Raw genomic sequence first — 11,954 nt, forward strand, 5'->3', positions numbered from 1 at the left:
AAGGGCAGCATAAAACTCGCTCCGACATCCGTTCCGGCTGCTGGATCGCCGTCTTGCCGTGCGCCTGGCATTCCCTAGAATCCGCCCCATCAGCTTCGTCCAACTATCGAACTATCAGGGAGTTTCACCATGATGAATGCCATGCAGATGCAAATGCCGATGAACACCATGCCGATGATGCCGGCCATGGGGATGCCGATGATGATGGCGACCATGAGCTGCGAAATGATGGGCGACGGCATGCTGTGCAAGATGATGCCGGCGGCGGGCATGGACATGGCCATGTTTAAGAACAGCGCGCAAATGATGCAGATGATGATGGACTGCGGCATGCCGATGATGATGCATTGCGCCAACATGAGCATGATGTGCATGTCCCAAGCGGCCATGGCCATGCCGATGATGGGCAGCATGATGCCGATGCCGATGATGGGCATGCCGATGCCGTCGATGAAATGCGTGATGGAATGCTCGATGCTGGCCGACGGCATGCAGTGCAAGATCATGCCGATGGCCGGCATGAACATGGACATGATGAAAAGCTGCTGCGCCCTGATGATGAAGCTGATGAACGACTGCAGCATGCCGATGATGATGAGCTGCAACGGCATGCCGATGATGTGCTGCACCTGCTGATCGATCCGGCAGTAAAAAAAGCCCGGCTGGAGTGATCCTCGCCGGGCTTTTTCGTGGCTGTCGGTGGGTCAGTCGAGGCGTTCGGGGTAGGTCACCACCAGGTACGCCACGGCTTCGCTGTCGGCGGGATTGCGATAGCGATGCGGCTGGTCGGCGTAGAACAGGATCGAGTCGCCGGTGGACAGCAGGTAGCGTTGGTCATTGACACTGATCTCCAGTACACCCTGGGCCACCACCAGGTTTTCCTGGACTCCGGGGCCATGTCCCTCGGACTCGTCCTCGCCCAGCGGGCTCAGGCGCAGTTCGTAGAATTCCGATTGGCGCGCCACATCGAACGGGAACAGGGCGCGGCTGACAAAGGCGCCGTTGGCACTGACCAGGCGCTTGCTCTTGTTCGCCGACAGGACCGCCACACCCTCGAAGGCACGATGTTCGAGAAAGGCCGCGACGGATACTTTCAGGCCCTTGGCAATCTTGCACAGCACCTTGATCGACGGCACACTGCGGCCGGACTCGATCTGCGCCAGCATCGCCCGGCTGACCCCGCATTGACGGGCGAGGGCATCGAGGGACAGATGATGCTTGCCGCGCAGGCGTTGCAGGTTCTGGGCGACCCGTGCGCAGATCGGGTCTTCTTCAAGCGCCTGCAGGTTGTTCAGGTCCAGCGGCGGTTCGTCGGCGCTCGCCAGAAACCGCGAGGGCTCCTGCGCATTCACGCGTGACGGGGCTCGGTGGCACGGGCGCTCTGCACCCACTGGAACGCCTGGTAGCCGGCATTGCGTGCATACATTTCCCACAGGGTCCGGGCCAGTTGCTGCGCCTGCTTGCGTTTGCGATAGCGGGCGAGGTCGATAACGGTATCGGTCGGATGCATGGGGACTCTCCAGTGTCGGTATGAGGGGAGAGTACGTGGTTGTTTTAATAACGATAAATACTGATTTTTTATTTATTAATTCTTTTTGGGTCTTAGTGCGCGGCTCCGTCGAAAGCCTGTCGCCAGGCCCGGGAGCGGACCTGGCGGGTGGTCGTGATCAGGCGCCCGGGCTGGACTTGAACACGCCGCTGAGGACAAACGCGTAGCGCTCCGGACGAATGAAAAAGGTCGTGCGGTCACAGCAGCGACCATCGGCGAAATACGAGGTGCGCTCCATCACCAGCAGTGCCGCGCCGCGTTTGACGTGCAGGGCATTGGCCAGGTGCCTGTCGGCCTCCTGGGCGCGGATCGCCATGTCGGCACGGGTCACCGGCGAGCCGGTGATCGACTCGAGGATCGAGTAGATCGGCCGGTGCTCGACCTCGCTCCAGACCACGCTTGCCAGTTCGGCGGGCAGGTGGCTGCGGCCCAGGGCAATGGGTTCGTCGTCGACAAAGTGCAGGCGCTCCAGCAGCAGGCAATCCTGTGCCGCGCCGAACAGCCCGCGCAACGCCTCGGGAACCGCCTGCAGGTGATGGTCGAGGACCCGCATGCTCGGCTTCAGTCCTTGCAACAGCAGGGCTTCATGAAAGCTGCGCAGGGCATCGAGGCCATGTCGCACCTGCTTGGCCGCGACAAAAGTGCCCTTGCCCTGTTTGCGCTCCACCACGCCATCGTCGCTGAGTTTGCCCACGGCCAGGCGGATGGTCACGCGGCTCACCGCGAAGCGCTGGCCCAGTTCGGCCTCCGAGGGCAGCTTGCCGCTGGGTTCGTAGTCGCCGCGCTGGATCTCCCCGAGTAGCTGGTGGGCGATCTGTTCGTAGAGCGAGGTCGTGCTGTCGCGAAGAATGGACGTAGACACTGAGTGATTCCATGGCCGGAGAAGCGAGGACCGAGACTTCGCTTCTAAGGTTATAAAAACAGGTTATTGGGATGACTTGTATTAATACGTATTATGTCAGGCATTCCCATTGTAAACGACCTGACGACACTTGCCATGCCAGAACTCTTTCCTTGTGCCCCGCGGTCGGCCGCGGCGCTGATGGTCGATGACATCAGTTTCAGCTATCCCAACGGTCATCGGGTGTTTTCCTCCTTCAGCCTGAGTGCCGCCCCTGGCGAGTTCGTCGCGATCCTCGGGCCTTCCGGCTGCGGCAAGACCACCTTGCTCAACCTGTTGTCGGGTTTTGTCCGGCCGCAGGCGGGGCAGATCCGCCTGAACCAGACCACGGTGCACCCGGAGCGTTCGGAACTCGGCTATGTGTTCCAGGCGCCGCAACTGTTTCCCTGGCTGACCGCCCTGGAGAATGTCCGCTTCGGCTTGCGCATGGCCGGTGATACCAGCGAGGCGCGGCAGCGCGAACAGGCCATGCAGTACCTGCGCCTGGTCGGCCTGGAGCAGGCCGCCCAGCGCTTGCCCCATCAGTTGTCCGGCGGCATGCAGCAGCGCGTTTCGCTGGCCCGCACCCTGGCGCTGGAGCCGGAGGTCCTGCTGATGGACGAACCCTTCGCCGCGCTGGATGCGATCAGTCGCAACAGCATGAACGAGGAAACCCTGCGGATCTGGGCCGAACTGGGCCAGACGGTGTTGTTCATTACCCATGATATCGACGAGGCGGTGTTCCTCGCGGACCGGGTGATTGTCCTGAATATCGCCCCCGGCGGCATCCACAGCGAACTGCGGATCGACCTGCCGCGCCCGCGCTCCAATCGCAACACTCGTCGGCTGCCGGCTTTCCTCGATTACCGCAATGAGCTGATGGAGCGTATTTCCCAGGTCATGGCGCTGTCCGAGGCCCGTGTTTGCCCCGCTGTTTCCCTCTCCCCTGAAATCGAGTCGATCCAATGATCAAACGTACCCTGCTTGCCCTTTCATTGTCCGTGGTCGCCGTGGCCGGCAGTCTGTCGGCCGTTGCCGATGAGAGCCGGCCGTTGCGGGTGGGCTATGTGTTTGCCATGGCCAATGCGCCGGCGCTGATCGCGGACAGGCAGGGTTACTACCGCGAGGAAGGCCTGACGGTGGACCTCAGGGCCCTCGGTGACGGGCCGGTGATCCAGCAGGCCCTGGCGGCCGGTGAGCTGGATGTCGCCTACGTCGGCACGCCCCCGGTGTACCAGTGGTTCTCCCGCGGCTTGCAGAGCCGCATCCTGGCCAAGGTCAACTACGGCCAGGCGGCGGTGATCGTCGACAGCAAGAGCCCGATCACCTCCCTGGCCGGACTCAAGGGCAAGAAGCTCGCCGGGGTCAAGAAGGGCAGCGGCATGGACGTGCTGCTCAGGGGCTATGTGCTCAAGGAAAAGGCCGGCCTGAATCCCGATGCCGACCTGAACATCATCGACATGCCGCCGGGCAACATGAATGCCGCCCTTGAGCGTGGCATCGTCGACGCGGCCTTTTCCTGGGAGCCCTTCGTCAGCCAGTCGCTGCTGCGCGGTTCGAGCCGGGTGCTGTTCGATGTCAACCAGGCCTTGCCCGAATACCCCTGGTACGTGGTGATCGCCTTGCCGAAAACCCTGCAGGAACGCCCTGACGATGTGGTCAGGCTGCTACGGGCCCATCGCAAGGCAATTGCCTTTCTCAACGAGCATCCGGCCGAGTCGAACCGGATCATCGCCGAGGCGTTCAAGCTCGAAGCGGTGCAGGGCCCGGACGGCAGCACCATCGCCCCGGAAACCATCGTTGCCCAGGCCCGCAGCCGGCTCGGCTGGTCGGCGGATCTGCAGGACGCCGATATCCGCTTTATCCAGCGCCTGATGAACTACTCCCTTGACCTGGGCTTTATCGATGCACCGCTCAAGACCGAGCAGATCGTCGACACCACCTACCTGGAAAAAGCCTCGCGCTGAGTCTGTCATGTCCTTGCCAAAACCGAATTGGGGCTGGGCTTCGCTGCCCGTCCTGCTGTTGATCTGGGTGGCCTTGGCCAGCCGTTTTCCCACCTACATCCTGCCGCAGCCCTGGGACGTGGCCCGCGAAACGTTGCGCTGGCTGGGCGACGGTTCGTTGTGGCAGCACCTGCGGGCCAGTGTGCTCGAAGAGTTGGGCGGGTTCTGTGCCGCGGTGCTGGTCGCGGTCCTGCTGGGTACGGCGGGCGGTCTGTCTTCGCGTTTTCGCGACTTCATATCGCCGCTCAACAGCCTGTTCATGGCGATCCCGCCCATCGCCTGGGCACCGCTGATCATGATCATTTTCGGCCTGGGCTATGTGTCCATCGTCCTGGTGATCTTTATCGCCGCGGTGTTTCCCATGGCCGTGACCATCCAGGAGGGCGTGCAGAGCATTCGCGGCGGCGAAGTCCGCGCGGCACGCACCCTGGGGGCCAATCCCTGGCAACTGCTCGCCCATGTCTACCTGCCGGCGTCGCTGCCGTTTGTCACGGCCGCCCTGCGTATCGGTTTCAGCCAGGGCTGGCGGGCGCTGGTGGCGGCGGAAATGATCGGCGCCTCCCAGGGGATCGGCTGGATGGTTGCCACCGGCGGGCAGATCGGCAACAGCAGCCAGGTGCTGCTGGGCATCGTGCTGATCGGCCTGATCGCCTGGCTGATGGAGAGTTTCGTGTTCCGGCGCATCGAGCGTCACTACCAGAAATGGCGCGTGCAATAGAGCGTGCCAGTCCCTATTGAAGATTCCGCGAAGACCCGTACGAGGTGTCATGTGAACAACGTTTTCGATCCCCGCGAAGCCGGGCATTACATTGCCCCGCAAGGCCTGTATGAACGCAATAAGCAGCGCCCGTTCCTGGGTCATGTCAGCTGTGACCGCAACACCCTGGTGGCCGGCCAGTGGGACGAGATCACCCTGGTCTACGAGGTCGGCGGCAGCGGCCTGGCCGACGGCGCCTGGCTGAAGCTGGCCTTCAAGTTCTACTCCGACTGGGCCTTGTTCCAGACCTCGAATCCGACCGGCCCCAACTACGTCAGCGCCGAGTACCAGGCCGGCGAGCTGGTGCCGGGCCAGAGCCGGGCCACGGTGCAGCACCTGAAGGTGCGCTTCGACCAGAAGGGCCACGAGCGGCCGTTCCAGAAGGCGATCATCATCGATATCGTCGACGGCTACCTGAACCCCGGCGACCGGGTCATCATCCGCCTCGGCGATCGCCGCCAGGGCGGGGCCGGCACGCGGGTGCAGAGCTTCGTCGAGAAGGACTTCCGTTTTCGCCTGTTCATCGACCCGCTGGGCAGTTCGAAGTTTGCCGAGGTGCCGGGCGACCCGTTGCTGGATATCGTCCCGGGGCCGGCCCATGGCGTACAACTGATCGTGCCGCGGCTGGTCGGTGCCGGTGAGGCGTTCGACGTGTTGCTGCGGGTCGACGATGCCTGGGGCAATACCTGCCGCGGCTTGCCGCTCGATGGCCTGCTGACCCTGAGCGGTCCGGACGGCGAGCAGCGCCAGCAAGCGTTCCGCCTGGCGAGCGAAGGCTGGGCGATTGCCCGGTTGCAGGGCGTGGCGTTCGAGGCGGTGGGTGAGTGGCGATTGTCGGCCGCGGTGCATGCCCCTTTTGTTCGTGGGGCCCAGGCCTTTGTCACGGTCGATCCGGCCGGCAGCGCATTGCGTCCGCTGTATGCCGACCTGCATGTGCATTCCGATGACACCGTGGGCACCAATGACACGCTCTACAACCTCAGCTACGGCCGCGATGTCGCCGGGCTCGACGTGCTCGGCTACACCGCCAATGACTTCAATATCACCGAGCAGCGCTGGGACCAGGCAGTGAGGCTGATTCACGAACTCAACGAAACGGGTCGCTTTGTCTGCTATCCGGGAACCGAATGGTGCGGCAACTCCTGCGCCGGAGGCGACCGCAACGTGGTGTTCCTGCACGATCGAAAGCCTGAATTCCCCTTCGACAACCAGGGGCGGCTGGTGCGCTCCTTCGAATGGAACGAGTTCACCGCCGGCACCATCAAGCCGGGCGCCTGGCCGGTGGACGAACTCTACGCCGCCTATGCCAAGGACCCCGAAGGCCACCTGATGATGCCCCATGTCGGGGGGCGCCGCTGCAACCTCGACTGGCACCATCCGGAGCTGGAGCGGCTGATCGAAGTCGGCTCGGCCTGGGGGCAATTCCACTGGGTATATGCCGAGGCGTTGCAGCGGGGTTATCGGGTCGGTGCGGCGGCCAACAGCGACGAGCATCAGGGGCGCTGCGGTGGCGGGGTCCCGGCCACCGCGGTGTTCGGTTCCCGCGGCGGCCTGACCGGCGTGCTCGCCGAGCGTTTCGACCGTGCCAGTGTCGGCAAGGCGCTGCGCGCCCGGCGGACCTTTGCCACCACCGGCGAGCGCTCGTTTGCCAGCCTGCGCCAGGGCGAGAACTTCATGGGCGAGGTGTTCAAGGCGCCGGCCGATGCGCTGCTCGACTACCGCCTGCTGGGTGAGGCGGGCTGGGAGCAGGTCGACCTGTTCGATGGCGAGCAGTTGATCTGGTCGCGCAACCTGCACCAGGAACTGGGCTTTTCCGACCAGCGCATTCGCCTGCGCCTGGGCGGTGCGCGGATCAAGGATCGCTACCGGGGTGCCTACTGGAGCGGCGAAATCCGCATCACCGGGGCGGTCATCAACGGCTTTCGCGCCCTGGGGCTCGATCATCCGGAGCAGACGGTGTGGCGCAAGGACGCGACGGTCCTGGCCTTTCGCACCGATACCAACGGCGACACCGATAGCCTGGAAATCGACTTGTCGCAACTGGCCGGTGCGACCCTGGAGATCCGCAGTCGCATCGACAACTATATCAAGGTCGGCGACCCGTCCGAGCCGCAGCCTTATGTGCACGCGCCTTCGGTACTGATCCAGGTGTCCGGGGAAACGCTGCTGGCCCAGTCGCAGGTGATCGAGGAGTTGCCGGGGGCCGAACTGAAGGTTTCCCTGGAGCGGACCACCGCCGCGCCGCTGCCCCGCGAATTGCAAGGGCGTATCGATCTGGCGGAGCTGCAACTGGAACCGGGCCGCGAGCATCCCTTGTTCATCTGTGCGCGGCAGCGCGATCAGTCGCGGGTCTGGACGTCGGCGTTGTTCCTGACGCTGTAGGGCGACTCAGGGGCGGGGGAGCTGTTCGCGGCGGAACTGTCGCCCCAGGTCCTGGGCCAGCTCGATGAAGTTCTGCCGGGTCGGGTCCTGGTCCTCCGTCCGCACGATCAGGGTGATCGGGGCCACCAGCCGTGGACTGGCTTCGCCGATCCGGCAGTAGACGACGCTGTGGCGATGAAAACTGCGCATGGACGCCGGTACCACCGAGATTCCGGCACCGGCGGCCACCAGGTTGATGTTGGTCAGCATGCGCTCGATTTCGAAGGCGATCTTCGGGGTGAAGCCGGCGCGCTCGCAAGCCTCCACCAGTTTGGCGTACATGCCCGGCGCGCCGTGGCGGCGCACCAGGATAAACGACTCGTCGGCCAGGTCGCCGATGGCAATCACCGGCATGGCGTCGATTTCGTCCGGGCTCAGGCCGTTGACCTGGACGTCCGCCGGCAGCAGGCGATGTCCCACCGGCAGTACCAGCAGCATTTCTTCGTTGAGCAGCCGGTACAGGGTCACGCCCCGGGGGCGGCTCACCGGTGCGCGCAGGATACCCAGGTCCATGCGCCCCAGGTTCACTTCGTCGGTCAGTTCCCCGGCATTGCCCTCGCTGAGCAGCAGCTCGACGTTGGGGTAGAGCCCGCGATAGGCGCGGATCATCCCGGGAATCAGCGGGTGGGCGGCCGCCGAGCTGGTGAAGCCGATCGACAGCTTGCCCTCCAGGCCCTGGGCCGCCCGTGCCGCGCGTTTCGAACCCTCGTCGACCCGATTGAGAATGGCCCGGGCTTCTTGCAGGAACACCTGCCCGCCGGCGGTCAGGTCGACGCCCTTGGGATGCCGCTTGAACAGGTCGAAGCCCAGTTCCTTTTCCAGCAGGCGGATCTGGTTGCTCAGGGGCGGCTGCTGCATGTTCAGGCGTGCGGCGGCACGGGTGAAATGCAGTTCTTCGGCGACCATCAGGAAGTAACGCAGGTGTCGGAGTTCCATGGGGCTTCTTTTAGTGTGAGGGGCTGTTGTTGCCAGTACCTTCGAACCGCCTCGATTGTAACGGCAGGCCTGTCGCGCGGCCATGTGCGAAATCGGGCGTGAGTGCTGGCCCGTATGCCAGTACCATGGGCGAGGATCGACAGGCGACGGTGCGGCGGATGGGGTTGGGGTTCTTCAAGCGGGGCGTGGTACAGATTCTGATCGCGGTCGCCTGCGGCATCGCCCTCGGGCGTTGGCATCCGGCGCTGGCGGTGGAAATGAAACCCCTCAGCGACGGTTTCGTCCGATTGATCGGCATGCCCATCAGCCTGCTGGTGTTCGCCCTGGTGGTCTCGGGTATCGCCGGCATGCGCAGCCAGGCCGAAGCGGCCAAGATCGGCGGCAAGGCCTTGCTGTTTTTCGCCCTGATGACCCTGTTATCGCTGCTGATCGGTGTCGCGGCGGCGTTGTTGCTGCATCCGGGCAACGATCTGGGGCCGGGATTTCCCCTGGATGAGCTGTCGAGCCTGACCTCGTCGAGCGAGTATTTCCTCGCCCAGTGGCGGCAGTGGCAGTTCTCCGAGGCCACGCTGGCAACCATCCCGGGCAGTTTTTTCGGCGCCTTCGCCCAGGGCAATATCCAGCAGGTGCTGTTGCTCGCCCTGATGTTCGGCGTCGCCCTGGCCTGGAGCGGCGAGCGCGGGGCACCGGTACGGCAGATGATCGAGCTGTTGCTCGAACTGTTGTTCAGCCTGATGAACCTGATTCTCAAGCTGGCGCCCCTGGCGGCCTTCGGCGCCATCGCTTTCACCATCGGCCGGTACGGGGTCGGCTCGATGGTGCCGTTGCTCAAGTTCGTCGCCACCCTGTACCTGGCCAGCGTGGTCTTTATCGTGCTGGTCCTGGGACTGGTCAGCCAGCTCGCGGGCGTCAGTCTCTGGCGTCTGCTGCTGTATGTGAAGGACGAGCTGGCACTGGTGCTGTTCACCACCTCGTCGATTGCCGCGCTGCCGGGCCTGATCGCCAGGATGGAGCGCCTGGGCTGTTCGCCGGCGGTGGTGCGACTGGTCATGCCGGCGGGGTATTCGTTCAACCTCAACGGCACCAACCTGTACCTGGCGGTGGCGGTGATCTTCCTGGCCCAGGTCCAGGAGATTCCCTTGAGCCTGGCCCAACTGGTGATGCTGGTGCTGGTGGCCTCGCTGACTTCCAAGGGCGCCACCAGCGTGACCGGCTCGGCCTTTGTCGCCCTGACCGCCACCCTCGGTGCGCTGCCGTTCCTGCCCACCGAAGGCGTGGTCCTGCTGCTGGGCGTCGAGCGGCTGATGAAATGCCGCTCGCTGACCAACGCCATCGGCAACTGCGTGGCCTGCGTGGCCATTGCCCGCTGGGATAACGCCCTTGACCGCGAGGTGCTGCGGCGTGAACTCAAGGCGCCGTTTTCAGCAGGGCCGACAGCGCCTGACTGAGCGCCTGCGGGCGGCCGCTGAACAGCCTCTGCAGCGCTTCGGGGCGCTCCAGCTGGCGATAGAGCGCCTCGCGCTCGGCAAAGTTGCCGGCCAGACGGCAGGCGGCGCGGATGTACTCTTCCAGGGTATGGGTGATGGTCCAGTCCGGCAGGCCGACCCGGCGGAACAAGCCCTCGTCGATATGCTCGAACACTTCCGGCCCGGTCTTGCAGATCCCGGGCAGACCCACGGTCAGGGCGTCGATGATGCCGTTGGTATTGCCGAAGGGCAGGGGGCTGAGGAACAGGTCGCACTGGTTGAAGATCGCCAGGTAGTCCTGGTACGGCTGGTGGGCATACACCACCGCCTGCGGCACGTAGCGCTGGATCAGCCGGAGCACCTGCGGATAGAGCAGGCCCTGGGCCTGGCCGATCAGGAAGTGCAGGCGCACTTCGCGACCATGGAGTCGCGGCGTCAGCTCGACGATCTTCTGGCAGGCCAGGAGAAAGCGCGGGTTGAGCTTCATCGTAGTCGCCGCGATGGCGATATGCACCAGCGGCGAGTCCTGGCGTTGACGCTTGGGCAGCGGCACCGCATGGGCCGATGGGCGATACGGCTGGCCGTCGGCGGGCAGGCGCAACAGCCGTTCGCTGAAGCAGGCCGGGTCGCCGATGAAATCTTCTTCGACACTGATGTAGTCGATATGCCGCGAGCGGGTGGTCGCCGGATGCCCGAGGGCGGCGACCTGCAACGGCGCCAGGCGCAGGTTGCTGGCGAACAGGGTGATCGGGAACATGCCGACGCTGGGCATGTAGAACACCTGCGGCGCCCATGCCTGCGCGACGTTCCTGAGCTGGCGCAGGCAGGCATAGAGGTCGTCAGGCTCGTCGAAGGCGACAAAGTGCTCGAAGACCTCGCGGCCGGCATCGTCGACATTGGCCTGGTAGCCGATGGCGACCAGCTGGAAATCCGCGCGGGCGGCTTCCAGGGTCCTGGAGTGGGTGCGATAGATCGAGTGTCCGGCGGAAAACCATTCGAGCAGGACCAGCATCACCGGTTTGCCGGAGGTGGCGGGACGTGGCGCCGCGGTCGGCAGGTCGAGGATATCCGCGGCGGCGAGCTTGCGTTCCACCAGGCGGTTGATCGAGGCCTTGATGTCATGGCGCTGGGGCAGGTCGGCGTAGCTGCAGTGCATGTAGGCATCGTGCAGGATGCCCACGGGCAGGGTGTCCAGGCTGTCGATTTCCTCCAGCCGGCGCGGCAGCCAGGCCAGCAGCGCCTCGCGCTTGGAGTGGGCGGCCTGGGTGCCGATCAGTCGGGGGGAGAGCAAGGCCATGAACAACGCCGCGGCGATATCGCGGTTCTGCCGCCAGAGCAGTTCGACATCCAGCGGCACTTCCGATTCCGCCGAGTAGAGCACGCAGAACTTCACCAGGTCGGTGCTGCTGACCTGGAAGTCCTCGGCCGTCGGCCCCAGGGTATTCAACGATTGCAGCAGGTGGTCGGCGTTGACGAAGGCGCTGGCGGCGAACAGTGACGACAGCCAGCGCTGGAAATGGATCAGTTGGCCGAAGCCATCCGGGCTGATGCGAAAGCCGGGATCGGAGAACAGCGCCGAGATGGCGCTGGTCAGGCGGGTCAGGGCGTGGGCCTCCAGTTCCGCGGCGGGCAGGGCCGGCGATACCGCCAGGGAAAAGGTATTGGACAGTTTGCCGTAGTGGCGATCGATCAACAGCAGCAGGCGCACCAGCTCGCGCGCCGCGGCTTCATGGTTGCGGGAGTAGCAGAGGAACTCGAAGTGCTCCAGCGAATAGTTGTCTTCGGGCATCGAATGGGCCTTTGGTGAAAGAGCGTGTATTTGCCGGTGCTGTGGTGGCTGCCGGGGCCTCTTCGCGGGCAAGCCCGCTCCCACGGGATTTATGTGGAGGTACCTGTTGCATGGTCCAGGACTCCTTGGGGGCCCTTCGCGGGCAAGCCC

Annotated in this window: 11 protein-coding genes; 6 read left to right on the top strand and 5 right to left on the bottom strand. The window is 64.4% G+C overall.

The features are described 5' to 3' along the window. Window positions 1–129 precede the first annotated feature (129 nt). Window positions 130–636, top strand: coding sequence for a hypothetical protein (locus HX881_RS32675; protein WP_083875397.1), 507 nt, complete (start codon window positions 130–132; stop codon window positions 634–636). Between the two features lie 68 nt (window positions 637–704). Here the strand turns inward: HX881_RS32675 and HX881_RS00810 are convergent, their stop codons facing one another. The 3 genes from HX881_RS00810 to HX881_RS00820 all read right to left on the bottom strand — a co-directional run bounded on the left by HX881_RS00810 (window position 705) and on the right by HX881_RS00820 (window position 2,411). Further along, window positions 705–1,295 carry a helix-turn-helix domain-containing protein gene (locus HX881_RS00810; RefSeq protein ID WP_167331648.1) on the bottom strand — a complete coding sequence of 197 codons (591 nt, stop codon included), beginning with the start codon at window positions 1,293–1,295 and terminating at the stop codon, window positions 705–707. Between the two features lie 53 nt (window positions 1,296–1,348). Then, complete coding sequence (locus tag HX881_RS00815) at window positions 1,349–1,510, bottom strand: hypothetical protein (RefSeq protein WP_177082183.1); 162 nt, start codon at window positions 1,508–1,510, stop codon at window positions 1,349–1,351. 157 nt (window positions 1,511–1,667) lie between these two features. After that, entirely contained in the window at window positions 1,668–2,411 is a 744-nt protein-coding gene (locus HX881_RS00820; RefSeq protein ID WP_177082184.1) for a UTRA domain-containing protein, read from the bottom strand. A 135-nt stretch (window positions 2,412–2,546) separates the two neighbouring features. Here HX881_RS00820 and HX881_RS00825 point away from each other — a divergent pair, with 135 nt between their 5' ends. The 4 genes from HX881_RS00825 to HX881_RS00840 are packed head-to-tail and all read left to right on the top strand — an operon-like array spanning window position 2,547 to window position 7,574. Next, entirely contained in the window at window positions 2,547–3,398 is an 852-nt protein-coding gene (locus HX881_RS00825) for an ABC transporter ATP-binding protein (RefSeq protein WP_177108982.1), read from the top strand. Then, the gene (locus tag HX881_RS00830) at window positions 3,395–4,396 is read left to right on the top strand and encodes an ABC transporter substrate-binding protein (RefSeq protein WP_017127433.1); all 1,002 of its coding nucleotides are present in this window, start codon (window positions 3,395–3,397) and stop codon (window positions 4,394–4,396) included. Before HX881_RS00825 ends, HX881_RS00830 begins: the two co-directional genes overlap by 4 nt. Before the next feature lie 7 nt (window positions 4,397–4,403). Further along, window positions 4,404–5,153 carry an ABC transporter permease gene (locus tag HX881_RS00835; protein WP_017127432.1) on the top strand — a complete coding sequence of 250 codons (750 nt, stop codon included), beginning with the start codon at window positions 4,404–4,406 and terminating at the stop codon, window positions 5,151–5,153. Between the two features lie 51 nt (window positions 5,154–5,204). Further along, complete coding sequence (locus HX881_RS00840; protein ID WP_177082186.1) at window positions 5,205–7,574, top strand: hypothetical protein; 2,370 nt, start codon at window positions 5,205–5,207, stop codon at window positions 7,572–7,574. Between the two features lie 6 nt (window positions 7,575–7,580). Here HX881_RS00840 and HX881_RS00845 read toward each other — a convergent pair whose 3' ends face one another. Beyond that, complete coding sequence (locus tag HX881_RS00845; RefSeq protein WP_177082187.1) at window positions 7,581–8,549, bottom strand: LysR family transcriptional regulator; 969 nt, start codon at window positions 8,547–8,549, stop codon at window positions 7,581–7,583. A 98-nt stretch (window positions 8,550–8,647) separates the two neighbouring features. On the opposite strand from HX881_RS00845, the gene HX881_RS00850 reads away from it, so the two are divergent. Next, complete coding sequence (locus HX881_RS00850; RefSeq protein WP_343054602.1) at window positions 8,648–9,997, top strand: cation:dicarboxylate symporter family transporter; 1,350 nt, start codon at window positions 8,648–8,650, stop codon at window positions 9,995–9,997. Here the strand turns inward: HX881_RS00850 and HX881_RS00855 are convergent. Then, the gene (locus HX881_RS00855) at window positions 9,957–11,804 is read right to left on the bottom strand and encodes a peptide transporter (protein ID WP_177082188.1); all 1,848 of its coding nucleotides are present in this window, start codon (window positions 11,802–11,804) and stop codon (window positions 9,957–9,959) included. The genes HX881_RS00850 and HX881_RS00855 overlap by 41 nt on opposite strands. Window positions 11,805–11,954 lie beyond the last annotated feature (150 nt).

Source organism: Pseudomonas gingeri (genome assembly GCF_013386115.1).
Taxonomy (GTDB): Bacteria; Pseudomonadota; Gammaproteobacteria; order Pseudomonadales; family Pseudomonadaceae; genus Aquipseudomonas; species Aquipseudomonas gingeri.